The following is a 24,312-nucleotide window of genomic DNA, read 5'->3' on the forward strand; positions in this document are numbered from 1 at the left end:
GCTCAACCTGCCTTGCTGACAGTCAACCCCAGGCGGGTCAGGGCCAGTTTCAGCGCGTCGGCCAGGTTGGCCTTGGTGACTACGCCTTGCAGGTCCAGGCCCAGGTGCACAATGGTCTGGGCAATCTGCGGGCGTACGCCACTGATGATGCAATCGGCGCCCATCAGGCGAATCGCGGTGACGGTCTTGAGCAGGTGCTGGGCGACCAGGGTGTCGACCGTCGGCACGCCGGTGATGTCGATGATCGCGATTTCCGAGCCAGTGTCGACGATGCGCTGGAGCAGCGACTCCATGACGACCTGGGTACGTTGGGAGTCCAGGGTGCCGATCATGGGCAGGGCAAGTACGCCATCCCAGAGTTTGACCACCGGCGTCGACAGTTCCAGCAGTTCTTCCTGCTGGCGCTTGATGACGGCTTCGCGGGATTTCTGGAAGGTGCGGATAGTGTGCATGCCCAGAGCGTCGAGCAGCTCGGAGACTTCCCACAGTTGTTCGGCCAGCAGTGCAGGGTTGTCCTGATAATGATTTTGCAGCATCGCAAACATCGGACCCTTGAGCGAGAAGATGAAACTGGCGGTCTGATGGGAGTCCTGGCCGAGGAGGGCACGGCTGTGGGACAGCTTCTCGAGGAACTGGCGAATCTCGTCCCAGCCTGGGGCCGTAACGTTCTGACCATTGCCTTGTTCCAGGCCGGCGACGATCAGTTGTAGAAATTGCGCAGTCTGTTGCTTGAGGTCCTGTTCCTTGACGTTGCGCGAGGCACCGTTGGCTTCCAGGCGCTGCGCCCAATCAGCCAGCAGTTGATTCTGGTTGATTTTCATTGCATCGAGTGTGCTGGTCTGCAGTGCTGCCATGTGCCTGAACTCCTTGAAATTATTGGCCGATTACGCGAGTTTTGGATCGGCGCAAAGCAATGACATTTGCCGTTCGAAATAGTTGTCGTGCTGCGCAGTTATTTATCATCTCACACAGCGTAGGTGATCATGGATGGAACGTTGTTCGAGGCGCAGATTCGAAGCTATAAGGCGAGTGTCTCAGCCTGCCCTGTACTGATGAATGAGGTACCTATGAAAGACGACTCGATGACGCAGCAACAGAATCAAGCGGTGGACCGCAACGATCCGGCGATTGACCCGCAGACCCCCGGTGACAACTCTGCTTCGCAGCAGCAGACCAGCGAGCCGGACAGCGCCGACTCGGCGGTGGATCAGAAGAATCAGCACGACGACAACGACAATGAATTCAGCCCGGGCTTCAAGCCTGAACCGGATCGGGCCAAACCTGGTGATAACACCGATGGCGATATTGATACCGATGGCGGCTAGGCGCGTTGTGGCCACATAAAAAAGGCCGCATCGATTGATGCGGCCTTTTTGTTGGAGCGCCTTACTTGTCTGGATGCGCAGCTTGCAGGTTTTTCGCTTCTGCCAAGTGTTTTTCCAGGGCTGGCAGCATCTTTTGCGCGAACGCCTTGAGCTCCGTGGCGCCTTTGACCTTGTCGTCGGTCACGGTATTGGCTTCTTTCTTGAACAACTCGATGGTTTCCTCGTGGGCCTTCACCTGATTGTTGGCGTAGGCGGCGTCGAAGGACTCATCGCGCACTTCCAGAATCTTTTCCTTGGCTTGCTTCACCAGGGTCGTGGTGTCCGGCACTTCGATGTCGTTCTTGCGCGCCAGCGCTGCAAGTTCATCGTTGGCTTTGGAATGATCAGTGATCATCATGTTGGCAAACGCCTTGACATCAGCCGATGAGCTCTTTTCCAGGGCCAGTCGGCTGGTCTCGATTTCGGCGATCCCCCCGGCGGCGGCATTGTCGACGAAGTCATTGGAAGTGGCGGCAAACGCTGTGCCCATACCGCTGCTCAAGGCTACGGCCAGGGCGAGGTTACGCAAGGTGAATCCGTCCATTGATCATTCTCCACACAGTTTTTATAAGCGATCCGTTGATCGTTAATAAATGGAGCCGGATGAATGGCCAAAGGTTTGATCGTGTTTGCGCCAGCACGACGAACGGACACTCCCGGTATCGACAGGACCCGCCAACCGAGGCCATTCTGGTACTTGGTGAGCGCAATTGATCGCGTTCACCGCCGATCAACAAACGGAGGTGTTCCATGCCGGTGACCCACGATCTGTATCAGGACCTGAAACTGTCAAAGGAAGAGATCCAGCAAAAACGCACCAAGGATCCATTACTGGATTCACTGATCAACAAGTATTCCCAAGCCGATGCGGAGGTGGTGAAGGCAGAGACCGCCCAGTCGGATGCGCCCAGCGATGATGCGTTGAAGAAGCTCAAGGAGAAGCGCTTGCAGGTCAAGGACAAGATCGTCCAGCAACTCCAGGCCAGGTAGCGACCCTGACATGCAGGAGCCTGCAACTGGCCGGCTCCTGCAAGGTCCGATTATTGGAGCGCCTTCGCCAAAGGCAACCGCACCATGTGATCGGCCTTCAGCGAACCAAAATACAACCACTCGCCATATTCGCGCACGGTGGTGATCGGCGAATAATTGTCGCGACTCCCGTCCTGCAGATTGGCGATCACCTGTCCTTGCACATCCAGACCCAGAGCAAACCCGCGCTTTTCTACTGGCTTTGGCAGCACGCTCATGGCCCGGGCAATCATTTTTCGCACGAAGGGGTGCGGCGCCGTGGCATCCAGCAGGGCGTTACGCGGGGCGTAGAGCGCCACCCAGAAACGGTTTTCGCCGTTGAACGACAGGTTGTCGGGCATACCTGGCAGGTTGTCGATAAACACATCATGAGTGCCCGCTTTCGGACCGCTCAACCAGTAGCGGCTGATGCGGTAGGCGCCCGTTTCGTTGACCAGCACAAAGCTCTCGTCCGGGCCCAGTGCTACGCCGTTGGCGAACTCCAGCTTGTCCAGCAGCACGGCGGTCTTGCCGGTCTGGAAGTCGTAGCGCAGCAAGCGCCCGTCGCCGCCATGCTCGATGATGGCATCGCCATCGCTGCCATAACCGAACCGGCTGGAAGCGTCGCTGAAATAGGCATAGTGCCCGGATTTGTCGATGGCCACGTCGTCGGTAAAACCCAAGGGCACACCCTTGGCCTCTGTGGACAATGGAATCAGGCGGGCCTGGGCATCCAGGGATAACAATCCCTTGACCCCGTCGGCAATCACCAGCAAGCCGTTGGGATGTCGCGCCAGGCCCAATGGCCGGCCTCCAGTGTCTGCCAGGACCTGGGTGAACTTGCCGTCGAGGCTGGTACGGATCAACCGACCGTCGTGCAGCCCGGTGATCAGCGCACTGTCTTCGAGCAGCAAGGCCTCCGGGCCTTCCAGGTGGCCGGCACCCACGGGCTCAACGTCTTTGAGGCGCTGATTGTCTGCGTAGACCCCACTGGTGAGCGAAGGCGCCGGTGGCGGGTTCCAGGCCACCGGTTGCACCTTGGTGGGCATCAGCAAGAGGAACGCCGCAATAACCACCAGCATCAGCAATACGACATGACGAAACCTTATGGATCGACTCACGCAGTCGCTCCCGTGGGGGCCAGGTGCTGTTGCGCCATTGTGCGCAAGGCCAGCATGGATTGCGCAGACTCGCGGTCAATGCGGCGCTTGAGCAGAAGATGATTGGCCAGGCGCATCGCCAGGCTCTCGAACTGATAGTCCAGGGTGCGGATAAACCGTGTGCCATTGCCCTGGGCCGCGCACTCATAGGTCAGCAGCAGCGACAGGCCGTTATCGCCCTGGGCGCGGGCAATCCAGCGCCGTCCCGGCAAGTATTCCTCGACCACCCAGCTCAGGTGACCTTCACGGCCTCCGGCGCGAATGTCTTCTTCGAAGCGTGACCCTGCATGCAGCGGGCCGGCCTGTCCGTCGACTGTCAGGGACGACGGGTGCCACTCCGGCCAGCGGGTTGCGGCGCTGGCGTAGGCGAGCACCTCAATCGGGTTTGCGGCGATGTCGACTTGATGCTGCATGCGGGTCATGGGCCTACTCGTCGGGGGCGTGGTGAGGTGTTCCGGTTCCCAGTAGAGGGTGCCGAACAGGTAATCCATCAAGGGAAAGACAATGTTGAAATTGCGTTCCTGCATCAGCTCGCGGCGGTGATGCAATTCGTGCAGGCGACGCATCTGGCGGATCCACGGCAGCCGGGTCAGACGGTTGCTCGGCGGCAAGTGTTCGCAGGCATGGAACACTTCATAGGTGAGGTAACCAAGCACCAGGCAGCCACCGAACAAACCGGCAACGTTGGTATTGATCAGCGACAGCAGCCACCACAGGGGCAAGGTAATCACCAGGGTGTGCAGCACAATCAGCCACGCCGGAAACAGGATCACCCGCCAGTCCCGGGCGCTGTCATAGGTCATGTGCCCGGGGGTGAAAAAACTGTGGTGATCGCCGGCGTGACGGGCGTAGAACATTCGGGCAAAGCTTTTTTTGTGGTGCCCGAGGTGACGGTGCACCAGGTAGACGCCGGCGTTGAACAGCAGCAGGGTCAGCGGCACGGCCAGCCATTCCCCTGGCTGGACCTGTTGCACAGTGCTCCAGAATGCGCCACAGGCCAGCAGTCCGAATACCAGTACAAAAACGCCGTGCAGCCAGGGGTTGTAACGCGGATGCACGGCAGCGCGGTAGCGGCTGCGGAATAGATCGGTGGTCTGCCTCACTGCATTCACCCCGGATGATGGTCACCCCAGCAGATTAGCCGATTCCAGGCGTCTGGCCGGATTGATCTCGATGGCACAAATGCCATGCTCCGGTGCAGCGCGTGCTCAGATCAGCGGGTCCCAGCGCTGTGACCAGTCACCATCGCGCTTGATGACTTCGCGTAGCAGATCGAATGCCTGTTGCAGCGTCGCCGAATCGCGGTCGCGGGAGTAGACCAGATAGGTCGGGTAGTTGAACTCCGGGGCCTTGGGCACTATTTCCATGACGCCACTCTCCAGGTAGCTCTGGACCACTCGAGTGCGGAAATAGCCGCTGCCACCGTGTTCGAGAATGTATTGCAGGCCGAGCGGGCCGAGGTTGAAGCTCAGCGCCGCCCGGGCATTTTCTGGCAGCGCCGCGTCGTGCTGGCGGCGGAAGTCCGGACCCCAGTCGATATAGACGTAGGGCTCGGGTTTGGCCACCAAGCGCACCAGGATGAGTTTTTCTTCCAGTACCTGCTCAACTTGCAGGCGCGGCCAGTACTCGGGGTGAAACACCAGGGCCGCGTCCAGTAGCCCGAGCTCCAGCTGGCGCAACAAATGTTCGCCATCGCCAACTTCCATGCGCAGCGCATGGCCGGGAATCTTATTCCGCAGTTCGCCGGCCCAGCCGAGCATCAGCGGGTTACACAGGCTGACTTCGCCACCAATATGCAGGACATTGTGATAACCCTCGGGCAGCGGCAAATCCCGGCGCGCCGCTTCCCAGGTCTGCACCAGCTGGTTGGCGTACACCACAAAGGCCTCGCCGTTGGGCGTCAGGCGGGCGCCGGCGCGATTGCGCACAAACAGCGTGCTGCCGAGCTGGCTTTCGAGTTTTTGTACCCGTGCAGTGATGGCGGTCTGGGTAACATGCAGCTTCTGCGCTGCGGCGGCGAGGCTGCCGTGACGAACAATTTCGAGGAAGGTGCGGGCGAGGTCGATGTCCATGGGGCGGCCGGTGCGGGAGGTGCAGGCATTGTAGCAACTGTGTTCTCAAGCCAGGCGCCCCCCGTGCACGCCGCACATGCACGGGGGCCTGGAACGTCGCTTAGAATGCAAAACACGAACACCCGAACGCTCCCCAGAAGCCCTGGAAATCACTCACCGGAGCCGAGGACAGCCGCGCCCGCTCATGGCTGTGGGCGTGCACCGCGCAGGCGCCCACACATTGATGAACCTGTGCGGTTAGCGGCGCCAGGGGTTTCCAGTGGCCGGGCACTGTGACCACCGGGGACCATTCAGGCACCACGGGCACTGGCGGCGGGCCGAGCTTGCCGAACTCGGCAGTGCCGTAGACGATTTTGCCATCGACAATCGTCAATACCGACTCGATCCATTTGACCGCCTCGTCTTCGATGTGGAAATAGTCGGCTGAAAGGGCGATAAGGTCCGCCAGTTGCCCCGCCTTTATCTGGCCTTTCTTGCCTTGTTCGGAAGAAAACCAGGCGCTGCCATGGGTGAACAGTTCCAGCGCGGTGTCGCGGCTCAGGCCCTGGGGATACAGCTCCAGACCTCCGACGGTGCGACCGCTGACCAGCCAGTAGAGCGACGTCCAGGGGTTATAGCTCGACACCCGCGTGGCATCAGTTCCAGCCCCGACGGGCAGGCCTTCGGCGAGCATGCGCGCGATGGGAGGCGTGTGTTCGGCGGCCTTGGCGCCGTAGCGTTCGACAAAATACTCACCCTGGAACGCCATGCGATCCTGAATCGCGATACCGCCGCCGAGCGCTTTGACCCGTTCGATATTCTGCGGGGTAATGGTTTCGGCATGATCGAAAAACCAGGGCAGCCCGTCGAAAGGGATATCGCGATTGACCTTCTCGAACACATCGAGCATGCGGCTGATGGATTCGTTGTAGGTGGCGTGCAGGCGGAACGGCCAGCGTTGTTCCACCAGGTGCCGAACCACTGGTTCAAGTTCCTGTTCCATGGTTTGCGGCAGGTCGGGACGAGGCTCGAGGAAGTCCTCGAAGTCGGCTGCGGAAAACACCAGCATCTCGCCAGCGCCGTTGTGCCGTAGAAAGTCATCGCCCTGGCCGTAGCGAGAGCTGCTCGTCCAGTTCTTGAAATCGGCAAGCTCTTCCTTCGGCTTCTGGGTGAACAGGTTGTAGGCAATGCGGACCGTGAGTTGCTTTTCCCGAGCCAGCTGCTGGATGACCTGGTAATCATCAGGATAATTCTGGTAGCCGCCACCGGCATCGATGGCGCTGGTAACGCCCAGGCGGTTAAGTTCGCGCATGAACTGGCGGGTCGAGTTGACCTGGTATTCCAGCGGGAGCTTGGGCCCCTTCGCCAGGGTCGAGTAGAGGATCATCGCGTTGGGTCGAGCAATCAACATTCCGGTGGGATCGCCATTGGCGTCGCGCTGGATCTCGCCACCGGGAGGGTTGGGCGTGGTGCGGGTGTATCCGACGACCTTCAACGCTGCGCGGTTGAGAAGGGCGCGGTCGTAGAGGTGCAGGACAAACACCGGGGTGTCCGGGGCGGCCTTGTTCAGTTCGTCAATGCTGGGCAGGCGTTTCTCGGCGAACTGGAACTCATTCCAGCCACCGACCACACGTACCCATTGTGGCGTTGGCGTGCGATCTGCCTGGTCCTTGAGCATGCGCAAGGCATCGACCAGGGACGGGACGCCTTCCCAGCGCAGTTCGAGGTTGTAGTTCAAACCGCCGCGAATCAGGTGCAGGTGCGAGTCATTCAGGCCGGGGATGACGGTGCGTCCGTGCAGGTCGACGATTTGCGTACCGGGACCTTGTAACGCCATGGCCTGAGCATCGCTGCCAACCACCACGAAACGCCCGTCCTTGATCGCCACGGCACTGGCCTGGGGCTTCTTGCGATCGACTGTGTGCAGGCGTCCATTGTACAAGATGAGGTCGGCGGGGGCGTCTGGCATGGTTTTACTCCCTGCAAACAGCGGGCTGATCCAGGCACCGACGGCGCCTGCCGAAAGGCCTTGCAGTACACGGCGGCGGTTAAATCCATCGTGGTCGTCAGGTGGGCTCATGGCAGTGCTCTCCACAGGACTGGGTTCATCGCAAGTTAGCGTTGGCAGCCAGGTTCTGACGCGGCGGCCAGAAGGAATATAGCCGGCAAATCCACGCACGGCCTTTCACCGGGGCGAAAAACGACAAATCCCGCCACGGAGGGCGGGATTTGTTTGCAGCCGGCGCGGCCCCGAAGTTCGGGGCCCGTCGCTTAGGCCGGGAACAGCTCGGACAGTTTCATCGCCAGCATCATGTCGCCTTCAGCGCGCAATTTGCCGCCCATGAACGCTTGCATGCCGTCGGTTTCGCCGCTGACGATGCCTTCCAGGGTTTCGCCGTCCATCACCAGGGTCACCTGGGCGTCCGGGTTTTCACCTTCCTGCAGCTCGCAGGTGCTGTCCTTGACGATCAGCGAGAAGTTCTTGGTGTCGTCGATGCGGAAACCGAAGACCAGGTCCAGACCGGCAGCAGCGGCTGGGTTGAACTTGGCTTTCATTGCTTGTACGGCGTCAGCTACGGAGGTCATGGTTTGATCCTTTCTTGGGTAATTAGAGCTGGGTGATTACAGCCAGGGTCACAATAGTCCGGACTCAGCGAAATGTGATGAGTTCCGGGGCCTTCAGCAGTTGCAGGTGCGCATGGCTGTTGAAGGAAGCCAGTGCCACCTCGCGCCCACGAAACTTCAAGTGGTTGAGCGAGGTGTTGACGATTTGCCAGTTCAGTTCAAAAGCCTGCCGGGCAGGCATTTGGGTGATCAGGTGGAGCAGCGCAGTGATGGTCCCGCCGGAGGTGAACACGGCGATTTTCTGGGTGTTGTCGGCGCTTTCGAGGAGGCGGTGCAGGCCGGCCCGGACGCGCTCGACAAATCCCAGCCAGCTTTCCAGGCCCGGCGTGTCATAGGTGCCGGCGAGCCAGCGCTCGATGATCAGCGCGAAGATGCGCTGGAACTCGCCGCGGTTCTGCGCGGCGTTGCGCAGGATGTGCAGGGCTTGGGGTTCTTGCGGCAGCATTTCAGGCAGCAATGCGCGGATGACCGCATCGGCGTCGAATTCGTTGAACGCTGCATCGGTTTCCAGGATGGGCACGGGCAGCCCGAAGGCGGCGAACTGGTCGAGGGCGCCGGTGGCGGTATCCTGTTGCCGGCGCAGGTCGCCTGCCAGGCAGCGATCGAAGCTGATACCCAGTTCGGCCAGGTGCTGGCCGAGGATTTGCGCCTGGCGCACGCCGGTCGGCGACAGGACGTCGTAATCGTCTGCACCAAAAGAGGCTTGGCCATGTCGAATCAGATAGATGCTGCCCACGTCCGCTTCATCCCGGTACGTTGAAGGTCTGGCGAGGTTATGGGGGATGACGGTGTGCTGTCAATGAAAAAACATACGCTTGTTTGAAATGCTCGTTCCAGGCCTGTTACCACAGGTTTCGCGGCTGGCCGACAGGCCGGCGCATGGGTATGCTGGTAACCACCCCGCGTGCGTTTTCATGCCGCGCTTAGTAATGAAGGAGTTGCTGTGGAGTTTTTTGCAGAGTACGCCAGTTTCCTGGCCAAGACCGTGACACTGGTGGTCGCCATTCTGGTGGTGATGGCGAGTTTTGCGGCATTGCGCAGCAAGGGTCGCCGCAAATCCGCCGGCCAGTTGCAGGTCAGCAAGCTGAATGATTTCTACAAGGGCCTGCGCGAACGCCTGGAGCACACCTTGCTCGACAAGGACCAGCTCAAGGCCCTGCGCAAGTCCCAGGCCAAGACCGAGAAAAAGCAAAAGAAGAAGCCCGAGGCCAAGCCACGGGTTTTCGTGCTGGATTTCGATGGCGACATCAAGGCCTCCGCCACTGAAAGCCTGCGCCATGAGATCACCGCATTGCTGACCCTGGCGACCCCCAAGGATGAAGTGGTGCTGCGCCTGGAAAGCGGCGGGGGCATGGTGCACAGCTACGGCCTGGCGTCGTCGCAACTGGCGCGCATCCGTGATGCGGGCGTGCCCTTGACCGTGTGCATCGACAAGGTGGCGGCGAGCGGCGGCTACATGATGGCGTGCATTGGCGAGAAGATCATCAGCGCACCCTTTGCCATCCTCGGTTCCATCGGGGTGGTTGCGCAACTGCCCAACGTCAACCGCCTGCTGAAGAAACATGACATCGATTTCGAGGTGCTGACTGCCGGGGAATACAAGCGCACCTTGACCGTGTTCGGCGAAAACACCGAGAAGGGCCGGGAAAAATTCCAGGAAGACCTGGACATCACCCATCAGCTGTTCAAGAACTTCGTCTCGCGTTACCGGCCGCAACTGGCCATCGATGAGGTCGCCACCGGCGAAATCTGGCTGGGCATGGCTGCGCTGGACCTGCAACTGGTCGACGAACTCAAGACCAGCGACGAGTACCTGGCAGAACGGGCGAAGAAATCCGAGCTGTACCACCTGCACTATGCCGAACGTAAAAGCTTGCAGGAACGCATCGGCATGGCGGCCAGCGGTTCAGTCGACCGGGTACTGCTGACCTGGTGGAGCCGGTTGACTCAACAACGCTTCTGGTAACCAGTCACCACTGAGCCCTTTCACCTCTTGAAGGTGAAAGGGCTCAGTGGGAAGGACGCATGACCCCGGACGGGGTCATGCCTTTGCAGCATCAGCGACGACGAAACAGCGGCAGCGGTTCGTCAGTGGCGGCCTGATAGGTCACCGAGAAGTCCTTGAGGCTTTCCAGCGCTTCGTACGGGTCTTTGTCAGCGCGCAATGCGAAGGCATCGAAGCCGCAGCGACGCAGATAGAACAGCTGGTCACGCAGCACATCGCCGATCGCCCGCAACTCGCCTTTAAAACCGTAGCGGTCACGCAGCAGGCGGGCGTTGGAGTAATTGCGACCATCGGTGAAAGCGGGAAAGTTAAGGGCGATGACCTGGAACTGGTCCACGTCGTCACCGATTTCTTCCGCTTCTTCATCCGCATCCAGCCACACGCCAAGGCCGCCATCGCGGGCCTTGAGCATGCGGCTGTGTTCACGCCACAGCTGCAGCGGGACGATCAGGTCGTCGCAGTTGCTGATCTCGTCGATGTTGAAATCCTTGGGCAGCAGGTGCCAGGTTTCGTCGACGACTTCGTTGTTCTTAATGATTCGCTGCATAGACGCGCTCCTTGAAGAGGTCGATGCCGATACGCTGGTAAGTGTCGATGAAGCGCTCGTCTTCGGTACGTTGTTCGACGTACACGTTGATCAGCTTCTCGATCACATCAGGCATGGCTTCCTGGGCGAAGGACGGGCCGAGGATCTTGCCCAGGCTCGCATCGCGACTGGCGCTGCCACCCAGGGAGACCTGGTAAAACTCTTCGCCTTTCTTGTCCACCCCGAGAATGCCGATATGGCCGACGTGGTGGTGACCGCAGGCGTTCATGCAACCGGAAATGTTCAAGTCCAGTTCGCCGATGTCGAACAGGTAGTCCAGGTTATCGAAACGACGCTGGATCGATTCGGCAATCGGGATCGACTTGGCGTTGGCCAGGGAGCAGAAGTCACCCCCCGGGCAGCAGATGATGTCGGTCAGCAGGCCGATGTTCGGCGTGGCGAACCCTTGCTCGCGCAGTTCACCCCAGAGGGTAAACAGTTGGCTCTGCTCGACGTCCGCCAGAATGATGTTCTGCTCATGGGATGTGCGCAGTTGACCGAACGAGTAACGTTCGGCCAGGTCAGCCACGGCATCCAGCTGTTTGTCGGTGATGTCCCCCGGTGCCACGCCGGTAGGTTTCAGCGATAATGTCACGGCAACGTAACCCGGCTTCTTGTGCGCCAGGGTGTTGCGCGTGCGCCAGCGGGCGAAGCCCGGGTGCTGCTGGTCAAGCTCGGCCAGGGCCGCGCTCTGGTTGTCCAGCGCCTGGTACTCGGGGTCCACGAAGTGCTTGGCCACCCGATGCACTTCGGCTTCGGTCAAGGTGGTCTGGCCACCGCGCAGGTGCTCCATTTCCGCGTCGACTTTCTGGGCGAAAACTTCAGGAGTCAGCGCCTTGACCAGGATCTTGATCCGCGCCTTGTATTTGTTGTCACGACGGCCATAGCGGTTGTAGACACGCAGGATGGCGTCGAGATAGCTCAACAGGTCCTGCCACGGCAGGAATTCGTTGATGAAAGCGCCCACCACCGGGGTACGGCCCAGGCCGCCACCCACCAGCACGCGGAAACCCAACTCGCCGGCCGCGTTGTGCACCGGCTCAAGGCCGATGTCGTGCACTTCGATGGCGGCACGGTCGGAGGTCGAACCGTTGATCGCGATCTTGAACTTGCGCGGCAGGTAGGCGAACTCAGGGTGGAAGGTGGTCCACTGGCGCACAATCTCGCACCATGGGCGCGGATCAATCAGCTCATCGAACGCGACACCGGCGAACTGGTCGGTGGTGACATTGCGCAGGCAGTTGCCGCTGGTCTGGATCGCGTGCATCTGCACGGTGGCCAGCTCTGCCAGGATATCCGGGATGTCTTCCAGCGCCGGCCAGTTGAACTGTACGTTCTGCCGGGTGCTGATGTGGGCATAGCCCTTGTCATAGTCACGGGCGATCTTGGCCATCATTCGCGTTTGGCGCGAAGTCAGTTGGCCGTAAGGCACCGCGACCCGCAACATCGGCGCGAAACGCTGGATGTAAAGGCCATTTTGCAGGCGCAGGGGGCGGAATTCTTCTTCGCTCAGCTCGCCTGCCAGATAGCGTCGGGTCTGATCACGGAACTGCTTGACGCGGTCCTCGATGATCCGCTGATCGTACTCGTCGTATACGTACATATAAGTCCTGTTCTCAGGCTTGGGCCGGTCGGTTCCAGCTGCATGTGGGGCTTGCTGAAGTCCGATACTGCCTCGGCAATTCTGCGCGCACGGCCGCGCACTCCCAACGGAGCCGGGGCAAGATACCAGTTTGTAGTTATGCGCAAAAGTGATGTTTGAGTATATGTAAAGAACCAAAACGACTAACGAGAATCGTTGTTAGCAAACCCGCGTTTGTGGTGTGGGCAATCATCGTCTTAACTGTGAGCGAGTCTTCGTGCAATCACCGATAAAACCGACAAGAGGCGATGCAATGAGCAACCCTACCAAAGCTTCAAAACCCGACAGTACGGTTGATGCCTGGGCGATTTTGTTCCTGATCATCCTGGTCGTGGGCACTGCCGTGTTCTGGGTCAGTCATCAATAAACCGCCTCGTCCGGGCCTGATTCCGACGATTGTCGGACAGAACATGCGGTAAAGACCGATTTTCCGGGCTTCGCTGGCTATAATGCGCGGCGGATTTTCGGGGCCCGGACGACCAATGCTCAAGTACTGCTTCACTCTATTGCTGGCACTCAGCGCTGCCTGCGGCTCAGCCGCGCGCGCCGAGTCGGTGCTGTTCCTCAGTCCCGGTGGCACCAACGAAACCTTCTGGGTGACCTACGCACAGTTCATGCGAGCGGCGGCGGATGACCTGGGCATCGACTTGCAGGTGCGCTACAGCGAACGCATGCCGGAATTGACCGTGGTGCAAGCCCGTGAGGCATTGCAGGGGCCCCAGCGTCCGGATTACCTGATCTTCGTCAACGAGCAATACGTTGCTCCGCAAATCATGCGCCTGGCCCAGGGTAGCGGCGTCAAGCTGTTCATGGTCAACGCGTCCCTGACCGACAATCAGAAGAGCCTGCTGGGCGATCGTCCGGACTTGCTGGGTAGCCTGGTGCCCAACGACGAGGAGGGCGGCTACCTGATGCTCAAGGAGTTGATCCGCCAGCATCCGCCCGCCGCACCCGGCCAGGTGATCGAGTTGCTGGCCTTTTCCGGCTTGAAAATTACGCCCTCTGCCCATTTACGCGAGCAAGGCATGTATCGCGCCCTGGCCGAACATCCGCAGGTACGCTTGCGCCAGTTGGTGTACAGCGGGTGGACCCGGCAGCGGGCGTACGAGCAAGCCCGAATGTTGTTCCAGCGCTACCCCAAAGTGAGCCTGGTGTGGTCAGCCAATGACGAAATGGCATTCGGCGCGATGCAGGCGTATTCGGAGACCGGCGGGGTCCCCGGCAAGGACGCGCTGTTCAGCGCGGTCAATACCTCGCCTTCGGCGTTGCAAGCCAAGGTTGACGGACGCCTGAGCGTGTTGATGGGCGGGCACTTTACCCTTGGGGGTTGGGCGCTGGTGCAGTTGCATGACCATGAGCTCGGTATAGACCTGAACCGGCAAGGAGGACGGGACCAGATGCTTGCCCTGTTGCAAGTGGTCGATCAGGCACAGGCCCGGCGTCTGCTGGCCATGAAGACGTCGACCGATTACCGGGTGAACTTCCGCCGCCTGTCGGCAAAAGGCCGCCCGGCGTCTTACCGGTACCCCTTCAGCATGCACACCCTGATGCACTGACAGCGATCTCAGATGCCGGCCAGGTGCAGCACCAGCTTGACGATGGCAAACAACGTCAAGGCAAACACCGCCGTGAACAGGATGCCCAGGATGACAAAATGACTGGGCTTGCCATGGGTGAAGTCGCGTGCCCGATTCTTCCCGCTTTGAACCCCGAACGCCGCAGCCATGACGCTGTGTAGCATCTGCCAGAAGCTCGGCGGTTTGTTGTCGACCGGATCGTCCATAAATCCCTCATCACTTGTGTGAGAAAGGTAAGCATAGACAAAGCAGGGCAGATCGCAGCCTGATGACCTGTAGGAGCTGCCGCAGGCTGCGATCTGTAGATCTTAGTTGTCGTAACCCAGGTTCGGTGCCAGCCAGCGCTCGGTCACGCTGAGCTCCTGGCCTTTGCGTGAGGTGTAACTCTGCACCTGGTCCTTGTCGATCTTGCCCACGGCAAAGTACTGCGCCTGCGGATGGGCGAAGTACCAGCCGCTGACTGCAGCAGCAGGGAACATTGCGTAGTGCTCGGTGAGAAACACGCCGCTGCGGCCGGCCTGCATTTCGCTGGCTTCAGGGTCGAGCAGGCTGAACAGCGTGCTTTTCTCGGTGTGATCAGGGCACGCCGGGTAGCCCGGCGCAGGGCGGATGCCGGTGTACTGCTCCTTGATCAGTGCCTCGTTGTCGAGGGTCTCGTCCTTGGCATAACCCCAATAATCCTTGCGCACCTGCTGGTGCAGCCACTCGGCGCAGGCCTCGGCCAGGCGGTCGGCCAAGGCCTTGACCATGATCGAGTTGTAATCGTCGCCGGCGTCCTGGTAAGCCTTGGCCACTTCTTCGGCACCGATGCCGGCAGTGGTGATAAACCCGCCGACGTAGTCGGTGATCTCGCTGTCCTTGGGCGCCACGAAGTCGGCCAGGGAGAAGTTTGGTTTGCCGTCGGTCTTGATGATCTGCTGGCGCAAGTGATGCAGCTTGGCCAACGGCTTGCCGTCATCGCCGTAGACTTCGATGTCGTCGTCGCGCACCTGATTGGCCGGCCAGAAGCCGAACACCGCACGGGCACTGATCAGCTTTTCGTTGATCAGCTTGTCCAGCATCTCCCGGGCATCCGCGTAGAGCGCAGTGGCGGCTTCACCCACGACTTCGTCGGTGAGGATGCGCGGAAACTTGCCGGCCAGGTCCCAGGAAATGAAGAACGGCGTCCAGTCGATGTATTCGGCCAGCACCTTCAAATCGATATTATCCAGCACCCGGGCACCGGTGAACGTCGGTGTGACCGGCGTGTAGGTGCTCCAGTCGAACTGCGGCTTCTTGGCGATCGCCGCCGGGTAGCTCAGGCGTTCAGTGCGGGCGCTGCGGTTGGCGGTGCGTTCGCGAACCTCGACGTAGTCCTGGCGAGTCTTCTCGACGAAAGCCGGTTTCAACTCCTTGGACAACAACTGGGTCGCCACGCCCACGGCGCGGGAGGCGTCGGTGACATAAATCACCGCGTCATTGCTGTACTTGGGCTCGATCTTCACCGCCGTGTGTGCCTTGGAGGTAGTGGCGCCACCGATCATCAGCGGCAGGTGGAAATCCTGGCGCTGCATTTCACGGGCTACGTGGACCATCTCGTCCAGCGACGGGGTGATCAGGCCGGACAGGCCGATGATGTCGCACTTCTGCTCCCTGGCCACCTGGAGGATTTTCTCCGCCGGCACCATGACGCCCAGGTCGACGATGTCATAGCCGTTGCAACCCAGGACCACGCCGACGATGTTCTTGCCGATGTCATGCACGTCGCCCTTGACCGTGGCCATCAGGATCTTGCCCTTGGCTTCGGGCTTGTCGCCTTTTTCCAGTTCGATAAACGGAATCAGGTGGGCTACGGCCTGCTTCATCACCCGGGCGGATTTCACCACTTGCGGCAGGAACATCTTGCCGGCGCCGAACAGGTCGCCAACGATGTTCATGCCGGACATCAGCGGCCCTTCGATCACTTCGATCGGGCGGGCGAACGACAGGCGCGACTCTTCGGTGTCCTCGACGATGTGGGTGGTGATGCCCTTGACCAGTGCGTGCTCCAGGCGCTTGTTGACGTCCCAGCTGCGCCACTCTTCGGTCTCGGCTTCCTTGACGCTGCCGTCGCCCTTGTACTTGTCGGCGATGGCGAGGAGGGCGTCGGTGCCTTCCGGGGTACGGTTGAGCACGACGTCCTCCACGGCGTCACGCAGTTCGGCCGGGATCTGGTCATAGATCTCCAGCTGGCCGGCGTTGACGATGCCCATGCTCAGGCCGTTGCGGATCGCATACAACAGAAACACCGAGTGGATGGCCTCGCGCACCGGGTTGTTGCCCCGGAACGAGAACGACACGTTGGACACGCCGCCCGACGTCAGCGCATATGGCAGCTCGTCTCGGATGTAGGCGCAGGCGTTGATGAAGTCCACGGCATAGTTGTTGTGTTCTTCGATACCGGTAGCCACGGCGAAGATGTTCGGGTCGAAGATGATGTCTTCCGGCGGGAAGCCGACTTCGTTGACCAGAATGTCGTAGGAGCGCTTGCAGATTTCCTTCTTGCGCGCTTCGGTGTCAGCCTGGCCGGCTTCGTCGAAGGCCATCACGACCACCGCCGCACCGTAGCGCTTGCACAGCTTGGCGTGATGCATGAACTGCTCGACGCCTTCTTTCATGCTGATCGAGTTGACGATGCCCTTGCCCTGGATGCATTTCAGGCCGGCCTCGATCACTTCCCATTTCGAGGAGTCGATCATGATCGGGACGCGGGAGATGTCCGGTTCACCGGCAATCAGATTGAGGAAGGTCACCATCGCCTTCTTCGAATCGAGCATCCCTTCGTCCATGTTGATGTCGATCACCTGGGCGCCGGCCTCGACCTGTTGCAGGGCGACTTCCAGGGCTTCGGTGTAGTTGTCTTCACGAATCAGGCGGGCGAACTTTGCCGAGCCGGTGATATTGGTGCGCTCGCCGACGTTGACGAACAGCGAGCTGCGATCGATGGTGAACGGCTCAAGCCCGGAAAGGCGGCACGCCTTGGGAATGTCCGGAATCTGCCGCGGCGCATATCCCGCCACGGCCTTGGCGATGGCTTCGATGTGGCCCGGGGTGGTGCCGCAGCAGCCGCCGACGATGTTGAGAAACCCGCTCTGGGCGAACTCTTCGATGACCTTGGCGGTTTGCGCTGGCAGCTCGTCGTACTCGCCGAACTCGTTGGGTAGCCCGGCGTTCGGGTGCGCGGAGACGTGGGTGCCTGCCTTGTTCGACAGCTCCTCCAGGTACGGGCGCAACTCGCTGGCGCCGAGGGCGCAGTTCAGGCCAACCGATATCGGCTTGGCGTGGGCCACGGAGTTCCAGAAGGCTTCGGTGGTCTGGCCCGACAAGGTGCGGCCAGAGGCGTCGGTAATGGTGCCGGAGATCATGATTGGCAACTCGATGCCCAGCTCTTCGAACACCCCCTGCACGGCAAAGATCGCTGCCTTGGCGTTCAAGGTATCGAAGATGGTTTCGATCAGGATCAAGTCGCTGCCACCCTCGATCAGGCCTTTGGCCGCCTCGGTGTAGTTTTCCACCAGTTCATCGAAGGTCACGTTGCGGTAGCCGGGGTTGTTCACGTCCGGCGACAGCGAGCAGGTGCGACTGGTCGGCCCGATCACGCCAGCGACGAAGCGCGGCTTGTCCGGGGTTTCCAGGGTCTTGGCATCAGCCACCTTGCGCGCCAGGCGTGCGCCTTCTACGTTTAACTCGTATGCCAGGCCCTGCATGCCGTAATCGGCCAGGGATACCTGGGTGGCATTGAAGGTGTTGGTTTCGAGGATGTCGGCGCCGGCATCCAGGTAGGCTTTTTCGATCGAGCCGATCACGTCCGGGCGAGTCAGCACCAGCAGGTCATTGTTACCCTTGACGTCGCTCGGCCAGTCTGCAAAGCGTTTACCCCGGTAATCCTGCTCCTCGAGCTTGTAGCTCTGGATCATGGTGCCCATGCCGCCATCGAGAATCAGGATGCGCTCTTTGAGGGCGTGCTTGAGAGCTTGAAGGCGAACACTGCGATCGGACATGTGGACTACTCGGAAAGACCATTACGAAGGGCCGGGATCATAGCAAACCTGCGCGCTTTTAGAGCATGTACCGGTTTTGCATGAATATCGCTCATGTTGGTGATAGCCCCGTGCCGGTAGAATCGCGGCGTTTTCTCATGATCGGGACCAGGGACATGTCGTATCGCTTCGTCACCAGCATGATTGTGCTGTGTTTGAGCTGGGGCGCTGCGGCGCAGGAGCCGGCCATTTCCTATACCCGGGATATTCAACCGATCTTCACCGAAAAGTGCGTGGCCTGCCACGCCTGCAATGACGCCGCCTGTCAGTTGAACCTGGGCAGCGGCGAGGGCGCGGCACGGGGCGCGAGCAAGACCCCGGTCTACGACGGCGAACGCACCAGCGCGGCCGCGCCAACCCGGCTGTATTACGATGCGTTCGGCAAGCAGGCCTGGCAGCAGAAGGGTTTCTATTCGGTGCTCGACGCCCAGGCGAGCCAGGCTTCCCTGATGGCGCGGATGCTGGAACTGGGCCACCGCACGCCGTTGCAGCCCAATGCCAAACTGCCCGAGGAGATCGCGCTTGGCCTGAACCGGGCCAACATGTGTGCCATGCCGGGCGAATTCGACGGCTACGCCGGTGCCCACCCCAAAGAGGGCATGCCGCTCGCAGTGACAGGCCTGACCGACCAGCAATACCAGACGCTTCAACGCTGGCTGGCCTCGGGTGCGCCCATTGATGAACAAGGCCTGCAGCCGTCCTCCCGGGAAGCATTGCAGGTGCTGCAGTGGGAAAACCTGCTCAATGCGCCGGGTGCCCGGGAAAGCCTGGTGGGGCGCTGGTTGTTCGAACACTGGTTCCTGGCCCACCTGTACTTCAAGGACGGCGAGCCCGGGCACTTTTTCCAGTGGGTGCGCTCGCGAACACCCACCGGCCAGCCCATCGACCTGATCAAGACCCGGCGTCCCAACGACGATCCCGGGACCCAGGTGTATTACCGCCTGCGGCCCGTGCAAGGGGTGATCGTGCACAAGACTCACATCAGCTACCCGTTGAGCGCGCCGAAGATGGCCCGGGTCAAGAGCCTTTTCTACACCGGTAACTGGCAGGTCAACGCCTTGCCCGGCTATGGCCCTGAACGGCGGGCCAATCCGTTCAGTACCTTCGAAGCGATCCCGGCCCAGGCGCGCTATCAGTTCATGCTGGATAACGCCGAGTACTTCGTGCGCACCTTTATTCGCGGTCCGGTGTGCCGTGGCCAGATTGCCACCGACGTGATCCGCGATAACTTCTGGGCACTGTTCCAGGCGCCGGAGCACGACCTCTACATCACCGACCCCAACTATCGCGGCCAGGCCACGCCGCTGCTGGCGATGCCCGGGCAGGACGATGACGTCGGCAGTGTGCTGACCCTGTGGCACGACTACCGCAATAAACGCAATGAGTACGAAGCCTTGCGCCGCGACAGTTATGCCGACGCGCCGGCGCCGAGCTGGTCGACGCTGTGGGCGGGCAATGACAATGCGTTGCTGAGCATCTTCCGCCATTTCGACAGCGCGTCGGTGACCAAGGGCTTGATTGGCGAAGTGCCGCAAACGATGTGGCTGTTCGATTATCCGCTGCTGGAACGCACCTATTACCAGCTGGCGGTCAACTTCGACGTGTTCGGCAACGTGTCGCACCAGGCGCAGACGCGGCTGTATTTCGACCTGATCCGCAATGGCGCCGAGCAGAATTTCCTGCGCCTGATGCCCGCCGATTCCCGGGAGGGCTACCTCGACGACTGGTATCAGAACAGCGGCAAAATCAAGATGTGGCTGGATTACGAGAGCATCGACGACGACAAGGACACTGCGCTCAAGCTCGATGAAAAGGACCCCAAGCGTGACTTTGCCCGGCAGTTGCTGGCCCGCTACGGCGACCTCGACGCCAGCCCCGACCCGATCAATCGCTGTGAGGGCGCGTATTGCTCGCGCCCCAACATCGACCCGGACTTGCAGAATGCCGATCAAGCCTTGAGCCGCTTGACCTCGCGCCCGGCCGCCGGGCTGAGGGTCATCGACCTGTTGCCGGAAGCCACCCTGTTGCGCGTGCAGAGTGCCAGCGGTCAGCGTGAGGTCTACAGCCTTCTGCGCAATCGCGCCCACAGCAACGTCGCGTTTCTGCTGGGCGAGTCACTGCGTTATCAACCCGGCCTGGACACCCTGACCATTTTTCCAGGTGTGTTGAGCAGCTATCCGAATTTCATCTTCAACATTCCTGCCGACCAGGTGCCAGCTTTCGTTGATGCCATGGAGAATGCCAAGGACGCCAACCGCCTGGAGAAAATCATCCAGCGCTGGGGCATCCGCCGCAGCCATCCGCAGTTCTGGCAGTACTTTCACGACTTGAGCCGGTATGTGCACGAGACCCAGCCGGAGGAAGAGGGCGTGCTGGACATGAACCGCTACGAGAATCTTTGATAGACCTTTGCCGACGCGGCGTTGTCCGATCTACAAGGCACACTGATGTCCCTATGGGAGCGAGCCTGCTCGCTGCCACAGGTCGATTGCGGTGGTATGTGGATGTTCAACGGAGGGCAATCAATGCTGATTTCTGTACAGGCATTACGCGCCCTGGCCGCCTGGACGGTGGTTTGCCACCATTTCATGCAGATATTCTTCGACTTCAAGGCCCGTGGCCCGATCGGGCAGATGTTCATCGACAAAGGCGCGGTGGGCGTCGATATTTTCTTTGTGATCAGCGGCCTGGTGATCTTCCTGTCCACCGAAGGCAAAGCACTGCCGCCCGGAAAATTCCTGCTGTACCGACTGTTTCGCATCGTTCCGGCCTACTGGTTCTACACCCTGTTGATGGCGCTACTGGTGGTGTTCGCCCAACCCCTGCTGCCAGACCAGACCGTTGACTGGTCGCACTTCCTCCTGTCCCTGCTGTTCGTTCCCAGCGAAAATCCCGGTGGCTACGGCATTTATCCAACACTTAATGTCGGTTGGACCCTCAACTACGAAATGCTCTTCTACGTGCTGTTCGCCTGGGCGCTGTTGTTCCGCCTGCAGGTGAGGCTGCTGGTGGTTGCGGCGTTATTTTTCGCGGTGTGCCAGGCATGGACGGGCTATGGCTGGGTCAGCCAGTTCTATCGCTCGGACATCGTCTACGAGTTCCTGCTGGGGATCGCCATCGGCATGCTGCACCGCCGCGGCTGGATCCGCCCGGGCCTGTGGCTGCCACTGGTGGGCATCAGCGGCGCGTTGCTGATAATCTACCATTCGCCCCCGCAACCGCGATTTCTGGTCTGGGGCCTGCCAAGCGCGGTGCTGGTCATGGCGTGCATGGCGCTTGAGCGTTTCTTTGAACACAATCGAACGCTCAAGCTATTGGGTGATTGTTCCTACTCGGTGTACCTGATGCATGTGCTGGTGCTGTCCGCAGGTGGTTTTATCGCACAACGGTATGGTGTGAACCCCTACGTCATGTTTGTGCTGTGCGTACTGGCGATCGCCGTGGGCTCCTGGGCCAGCTACCAGTGGGTGGAAAAATCCAGCTATCGGTGGCTTAAACAGCGTGTTGATGGCAAATCCGGGGCCCAACCGTCGCCGGCTCTTTCCCGACAAAAATACTAGGACTTTGTCCCGCGCGTTGATTGGCGTAAACTGCGCCCAAGCCTGCGAGGAGTTTCCATGACCGCTATTACCATCACTGACGCCGCCCACGATTATCTGGCTGATCTGCTCTCCAAGCAGAACACCCCGGGTATCGGCATTCGCGTCTTTATCACCCAGCCCGGCACCCAGTACGCCGAAACCTGCATTGCCTACTGCAAGCCGGGCGAAGAAAAACCTGAAGACACGGCGCTGGGGCTCAAGAGCTTCACCGCTTACATCGATTCGTTCAGCGAAGCGTTCCTGGACGACGCGGTAGTCGACTATGCCACCGACCGCATGGGCGGCCAGTTGACCATCAAGGCACCCAACGCCAAGGTGCCAATGGTCAACGCCGACAGCCCGATCAACGAGCGCATCAACTACTACCTGCAAACCGAGATCAACCCGGGCCTCGCCAGCCACGGCGGCCAGGTCAGCCTGATCGATGTGGTCGACGACGGCATCGCCGTCCTCAAGTTTGGTGGCGGTTGCCAGGGCTGCGGCCAGGCAGACGTGACCTTGCGCGAAGGCATCGAGCGCACCTTGCTCGAGCGTGTGCCGGAGCTCAAGGGCGTGCGCGATGTGACTGACCATACGCAGAAAGAAAACGCCTACTACTAAGTAAGGTGTTCGCTGCGCAAGCAAAAAAAACGGCACCCGTGAGTGCCGTTTTTTTATGCCGGAAGCCAAAAGACCTTCTATTCTCGGGGCCTGTACAGATGCGCATGCCCCGCACGATACAGCGAAGACTCGCTGAACTGATCACTGCCCAACACCCGACCCACCAGAATCAGCGCTGTACGCCGAAAGCCCTTGGCTTCAGCCTTCCCGGCGATATCTGCCAAAGTCCCCACCACCCAGTCCTGGTCCGGCCAGCTCGCCCGGTGAATCACCGCGATCGGGCAATCGGCACCGTAATGCGGGATTAATTCCAACACGATCTTGCGCAGGTGGCTGACCCCCAGATGGATCGCCATGGTCGCGCCATGTTGTGCCAGGCTGGCCAGTTCTTCACCGGCCGGCATCGCCGTCTTGTCGGCGTAGCGGGTCAGAATCACGCTCTGGGAAACGTCCGGCAGGGTCAATTCAGCACCCAAGAGCGCGGCACAGGCTGCCGTGGCCGTCACCCCGGGAATGATCTCAAAGGGAATGTCCAGCTCGCGCAGGTGGCGAATCTGTTCGCCGATGGCGCCATACAGGCTCGGATCGCCGGAATGCACCCTTGCCACATCCTGGCCCTTGGCGTGGGCGGCCTTGATCAGTTCGATGATCTGTTCCAGGTGCAGTTCGGCACTGTTGACCACCTGTTCAGCGTGGTGGCCTTCCAGCACGGCGGCGGGGACCAGCGAGCCGGCATAAATGATGACGGCGCAGCTGCGAATCAGGCGCTGGCCTTTGACGGTGATCAGTTCCGGGTCGCCGGGGCCGGCGCCGATGAAGTAGACGGTCATCGTCGTATCCTGTGAAAAAGCGACATGGGCAGGCTTCAGATGAAGATTGCTCATGATCAGACATGGGATTATCGGGGATTTTAAACGGCGCGGGCCAATGCGAGGGTGGCCTGGGCGTATTTTTGTCGTGAAATCAACAGTTCTGCCGGGGTGCGGGCCAACTGTTCGGCCAGGGCGAGGGCAGCGCTTTCAGCGATTCCATAGCAGCCGGTACGTTCGAAGGCGATGTCCGAGTGATGGCTGAGCTGGCCCGAATACCTGGCCAGTGCCTCACTGCTGAAAAACTGCACCTCAAGCCCAAGCTGGACGCCGAGCTCAATCAGGCCTGGCTCTTCACGCTTGAGGTCAATGCTGGCCAAGGCACTGATCTGCTCGAGCTCGATAGAATGGGCCTGCAGCGCCTGGTCCAGCAGCGCCCGCAGCGTGCTGACAGGGCAGCCACGCTGGCAGCCAAGGCCGACGACCAGCGTCGGCACTTTGCCAGCTTGGGTCATGCCGGGTAATGATCCGGATTTTTGCGCCGGAACAGCCAGGCGCTGATCAGGCCCAGTGCCAGCCAGAACGCCACGTTGGTCAACTGCGAAGCGATTTTGAACTGGGTTTCCAATGCCTCTGGCGCGAGCATCGAATGCACCTGGGGTTGTGGTGCCCCGATCACGTGTGGCACGGCCAGGATCGCCACGCCAAGGACCTTCATCAGCCAGTGACGGCTGAAGACGATCAAGGCAATGCCGACCGCTGTGGAAGCGGCTGTACCAATCCACCAGATCTGGCGCTGGGTCAGGTCGGCCGCTGCAGTGCCCGGCAATTCAGGCGGCAGGCCCAGGGTTGGCGCCAGGACGAACGTCGCGTAGCCGGCCAGGCCCCAGAGCAGGCCCTGGGACGTGCGAGTTGGCGCGCGCAGGGTGTAGAGGCCGGCCAGCATCAGGGCAAAACCCACGGCGACCACCAGGTTGCCGCCAGTGGTCGACAGCAGGCGTTGCCAACCGTTTTCCGGTTCCCAGGCTTCAGCGTCGTGGCTGTGCGCTGCGGTAGCGCCGGCTGCGTGTTCGTGGACTTGAACCGTGGCAGGTTCGGATTGTTCGTAGGTTTCCGCCTGCAGAATCAGCGGAGAGACCCAGAGGCTTTGCAGCAGGGTCAGCAGCAGGGCGGCCAGCAACCCGGTAAAACCTGCGGTTTGCGCGATACGCTTGATCATCTGGGC

General features: G+C 60.5%; 22 protein-coding genes. 7 read left to right on the forward strand and 15 right to left on the reverse strand.

The window, feature by feature from the left end; genetic code table 11:
* Positions 1-2: 2 nt before the first annotated feature.
* A complete protein-coding gene (locus tag EQV97_RS02060; RefSeq protein ID WP_045057595.1) occupies positions 3-854 on the reverse strand; it encodes an STAS domain-containing protein in 852 nt (283 codons plus the stop codon).
* Positions 855-1,067: 213 nt separating this feature from the next.
* Between EQV97_RS02060 and EQV97_RS02065 the strand changes: the two genes are divergently transcribed.
* Positions 1,068-1,325 carry a hypothetical protein gene (locus EQV97_RS02065; protein ID WP_122840651.1) on the forward strand — a complete coding sequence of 86 codons (258 nt, stop codon included), beginning with the start codon at positions 1,068-1,070 and terminating at the stop codon, positions 1,323-1,325.
* Between the two features lie 61 nt (positions 1,326-1,386).
* On the opposite strand, the gene EQV97_RS02070 is transcribed toward EQV97_RS02065, so the two are convergent.
* Positions 1,387-1,908 carry a DUF4142 domain-containing protein gene (locus EQV97_RS02070; protein WP_240888284.1) on the reverse strand — a complete coding sequence of 174 codons (522 nt, stop codon included), beginning with the start codon at positions 1,906-1,908 and terminating at the stop codon, positions 1,387-1,389.
* Between the two features lie 206 nt (positions 1,909-2,114).
* Here EQV97_RS02070 and EQV97_RS02075 point away from each other — a divergent pair, with 206 nt between their 5' ends.
* Positions 2,115-2,354 carry a DUF465 domain-containing protein gene (locus tag EQV97_RS02075; protein ID WP_045057592.1) on the forward strand — a complete coding sequence of 80 codons (240 nt, stop codon included), beginning with the start codon at positions 2,115-2,117 and terminating at the stop codon, positions 2,352-2,354.
* Between the two features lie 50 nt (positions 2,355-2,404).
* Here the strand turns inward: EQV97_RS02075 and EQV97_RS02080 are convergent, their stop codons facing one another.
* The 6 genes from EQV97_RS02080 to EQV97_RS02105 form a co-directional block, all read right to left on the reverse strand.
* A complete protein-coding gene (locus tag EQV97_RS02080; RefSeq protein WP_240888285.1) occupies positions 2,405-3,493 on the reverse strand; it encodes an SMP-30/gluconolactonase/LRE family protein in 1,089 nt (362 codons plus the stop codon).
* Positions 3,490-4,635 (reverse strand): SRPBCC family protein, encoded by a 1,146-nt coding sequence (locus EQV97_RS02085; RefSeq protein WP_122840697.1) that lies wholly within the window; start codon positions 4,633-4,635, stop codon positions 3,490-3,492. Before EQV97_RS02085 ends, EQV97_RS02080 begins: the two co-directional genes overlap by 4 nt.
* A 105-nt stretch (positions 4,636-4,740) precedes the next feature.
* Positions 4,741-5,604 (reverse strand): LysR family transcriptional regulator, encoded by an 864-nt coding sequence (locus tag EQV97_RS02090; RefSeq protein WP_240888286.1) that lies wholly within the window; start codon positions 5,602-5,604, stop codon positions 4,741-4,743.
* 100 nt (positions 5,605-5,704) lie between these two features.
* Positions 5,705-7,552: an amidohydrolase gene (locus tag EQV97_RS02095; protein WP_240888668.1), complete on the reverse strand. Its 1,848-nt coding sequence runs from the start codon at positions 7,550-7,552 to the stop codon at positions 5,705-5,707.
* A 302-nt stretch (positions 7,553-7,854) separates the two neighbouring features.
* Positions 7,855-8,169 carry an SCP2 sterol-binding domain-containing protein gene (locus tag EQV97_RS02100; RefSeq protein ID WP_008154977.1) on the reverse strand — a complete coding sequence of 105 codons (315 nt, stop codon included), beginning with the start codon at positions 8,167-8,169 and terminating at the stop codon, positions 7,855-7,857.
* 64 nt (positions 8,170-8,233) lie between these two features.
* Positions 8,234-8,944, reverse strand: coding sequence for a histidine phosphatase family protein (locus tag EQV97_RS02105; RefSeq protein ID WP_122840647.1), 711 nt, complete (start codon positions 8,942-8,944; stop codon positions 8,234-8,236).
* A gap of 207 nt (positions 8,945-9,151) precedes the next feature.
* Here EQV97_RS02105 and sohB point away from each other — a divergent pair, with 207 nt between their 5' ends.
* Positions 9,152-10,174, forward strand: a complete 1,023-nt coding sequence (gene sohB / locus EQV97_RS02110) for a protease SohB (RefSeq protein WP_122840646.1) — start codon at positions 9,152-9,154, stop codon at positions 10,172-10,174.
* A 91-nt stretch (positions 10,175-10,265) separates the two neighbouring features.
* Here sohB and EQV97_RS02115 read toward each other — a convergent pair whose 3' ends face one another.
* Positions 10,266-10,760 (reverse strand): DUF934 domain-containing protein, encoded by a 495-nt coding sequence (locus tag EQV97_RS02115; RefSeq protein ID WP_045057586.1) that lies wholly within the window; start codon positions 10,758-10,760, stop codon positions 10,266-10,268.
* Positions 10,744-12,402, reverse strand: a complete 1,659-nt coding sequence (locus EQV97_RS02120) for a nitrite/sulfite reductase (RefSeq protein ID WP_122840645.1) — start codon at positions 12,400-12,402, stop codon at positions 10,744-10,746. The genes EQV97_RS02115 and EQV97_RS02120 overlap by 17 nt, the downstream gene beginning before the upstream one ends.
* Positions 12,403-12,923: 521 nt before the next feature.
* On the opposite strand from EQV97_RS02120, the gene EQV97_RS02125 reads away from it, so the two are divergent.
* Positions 12,924-13,997: an ABC transporter substrate-binding protein gene (locus tag EQV97_RS02125; protein WP_240888287.1), complete on the forward strand. Its 1,074-nt coding sequence runs from the start codon at positions 12,924-12,926 to the stop codon at positions 13,995-13,997.
* 8 nt (positions 13,998-14,005) lie between these two features.
* Here EQV97_RS02125 and EQV97_RS02130 read toward each other — a convergent pair whose 3' ends face one another.
* Positions 14,006-14,224: a DUF2970 domain-containing protein gene (locus EQV97_RS02130; RefSeq protein WP_045057583.1), complete on the reverse strand. Its 219-nt coding sequence runs from the start codon at positions 14,222-14,224 to the stop codon at positions 14,006-14,008.
* A 102-nt stretch (positions 14,225-14,326) separates the two neighbouring features.
* Positions 14,327-18,037, reverse strand: coding sequence for a methionine synthase (metH, locus tag EQV97_RS02135; RefSeq protein WP_240888288.1), 3,711 nt, complete (start codon positions 18,035-18,037; stop codon positions 14,327-14,329).
* 155 nt (positions 18,038-18,192) lie between these two features.
* Here metH and EQV97_RS02140 point away from each other — a divergent pair, with 155 nt between their 5' ends.
* The 3 genes from EQV97_RS02140 to nfuA all read left to right on the forward strand — a co-directional run bounded on the left by EQV97_RS02140 (position 18,193) and on the right by nfuA (position 22,278).
* Entirely contained in the window at positions 18,193-20,478 is a 2,286-nt protein-coding gene (locus tag EQV97_RS02140) for a fatty acid cis/trans isomerase (RefSeq protein ID WP_122840642.1), read from the forward strand.
* A 123-nt stretch (positions 20,479-20,601) separates the two neighbouring features.
* Entirely contained in the window at positions 20,602-21,636 is a 1,035-nt protein-coding gene (locus tag EQV97_RS02145) for an acyltransferase (protein ID WP_240888289.1), read from the forward strand.
* A 57-nt stretch (positions 21,637-21,693) separates the two neighbouring features.
* Positions 21,694-22,278, forward strand: a complete 585-nt coding sequence (nfuA, locus tag EQV97_RS02150) for a Fe-S biogenesis protein NfuA (RefSeq protein WP_045057579.1) — start codon at positions 21,694-21,696, stop codon at positions 22,276-22,278.
* 77 nt (positions 22,279-22,355) lie between these two features.
* Here the strand turns inward: nfuA and cobM are convergent, their stop codons facing one another.
* From cobM to EQV97_RS02165, 3 genes are all read right to left on the reverse strand, one after another.
* Complete coding sequence (gene cobM / locus EQV97_RS02155; RefSeq protein ID WP_240888290.1) at positions 22,356-23,108, reverse strand: precorrin-4 C(11)-methyltransferase; 753 nt, start codon at positions 23,106-23,108, stop codon at positions 22,356-22,358.
* 80 nt (positions 23,109-23,188) lie between these two features.
* Positions 23,189-23,602 (reverse strand): cobalamin biosynthesis protein, encoded by a 414-nt coding sequence (locus EQV97_RS02160; protein ID WP_240888291.1) that lies wholly within the window; start codon positions 23,600-23,602, stop codon positions 23,189-23,191.
* Positions 23,599-24,306 carry a CbtA family protein gene (locus EQV97_RS02165; protein ID WP_225569920.1) on the reverse strand — a complete coding sequence of 236 codons (708 nt, stop codon included), beginning with the start codon at positions 24,304-24,306 and terminating at the stop codon, positions 23,599-23,601. The genes EQV97_RS02160 and EQV97_RS02165 overlap by 4 nt, the downstream gene beginning before the upstream one ends.
* Between the last annotated feature and the right edge of the window lie 6 nt (positions 24,307-24,312).

Origin of the sequence: Pseudomonas sp. TMW22090, from assembly GCF_022496665.1 — a bacterium.
Taxonomy (GTDB): domain Bacteria; phylum Pseudomonadota; class Gammaproteobacteria; order Pseudomonadales; family Pseudomonadaceae; genus Aquipseudomonas; species Aquipseudomonas gregormendelii.

Excerpts from the sequence above, each read along its gene's own strand:
- EQV97_RS02060 (WP_045057595.1), bottom strand. The coding sequence starts at position 854 with ATGGCAGCACTGCAGACCAGCACACTCGATGCAATGAAAATCAACCAG.
- EQV97_RS02065 (WP_122840651.1), top strand. The coding sequence starts at position 1,068 with ATGAAAGACGACTCGATGACGCAGCAACAGAATCAAGCGGTGGACCGC.
- EQV97_RS02070 (WP_240888284.1), bottom strand. The coding sequence starts at position 1,908 with ATGGACGGATTCACCTTGCGTAACCTCGCCCTGGCCGTAGCCTTGAGC.
- EQV97_RS02075 (WP_045057592.1), top strand. The coding sequence starts at position 2,115 with ATGCCGGTGACCCACGATCTGTATCAGGACCTGAAACTGTCAAAGGAA.
- EQV97_RS02090 (WP_240888286.1), bottom strand. The coding sequence starts at position 5,604 with ATGGACATCGACCTCGCCCGCACCTTCCTCGAAATTGTTCGTCACGGC.
- EQV97_RS02095 (WP_240888668.1), bottom strand. The coding sequence starts at position 7,552 with ATGCCAGACGCCCCCGCCGACCTCATCTTGTACAATGGACGCCTGCAC.
- EQV97_RS02100 (WP_008154977.1), bottom strand. The coding sequence starts at position 8,169 with ATGACCTCCGTAGCTGACGCCGTACAAGCAATGAAAGCCAAGTTCAAC.
- EQV97_RS02115 (WP_045057586.1), bottom strand. The coding sequence starts at position 10,760 with ATGCAGCGAATCATTAAGAACAACGAAGTCGTCGACGAAACCTGGCAC.
- EQV97_RS02120 (WP_122840645.1), bottom strand. The coding sequence starts at position 12,402 with ATGTACGTATACGACGAGTACGATCAGCGGATCATCGAGGACCGCGTC.
- EQV97_RS02125 (WP_240888287.1), top strand. The coding sequence starts at position 12,924 with ATGCTCAAGTACTGCTTCACTCTATTGCTGGCACTCAGCGCTGCCTGC.
- EQV97_RS02130 (WP_045057583.1), bottom strand. The coding sequence starts at position 14,224 with ATGGACGATCCGGTCGACAACAAACCGCCGAGCTTCTGGCAGATGCTA.
- metH (WP_240888288.1), bottom strand. The coding sequence starts at position 18,037 with ATGTCCGATCGCAGTGTTCGCCTTCAAGCTCTCAAGCACGCCCTCAAA.
- EQV97_RS02140 (WP_122840642.1), top strand. The coding sequence starts at position 18,193 with ATGTCGTATCGCTTCGTCACCAGCATGATTGTGCTGTGTTTGAGCTGG.
- EQV97_RS02145 (WP_240888289.1), top strand. The coding sequence starts at position 20,602 with ATGCTGATTTCTGTACAGGCATTACGCGCCCTGGCCGCCTGGACGGTG.
- nfuA (WP_045057579.1), top strand. The coding sequence starts at position 21,694 with ATGACCGCTATTACCATCACTGACGCCGCCCACGATTATCTGGCTGAT.
- cobM (WP_240888290.1), bottom strand. The coding sequence starts at position 23,108 with ATGACCGTCTACTTCATCGGCGCCGGCCCCGGCGACCCGGAACTGATC.
- EQV97_RS02160 (WP_240888291.1), bottom strand. The coding sequence starts at position 23,602 with ATGACCCAAGCTGGCAAAGTGCCGACGCTGGTCGTCGGCCTTGGCTGC.
- EQV97_RS02165 (WP_225569920.1), bottom strand. The coding sequence starts at position 24,306 with ATGATCAAGCGTATCGCGCAAACCGCAGGTTTTACCGGGTTGCTGGCC.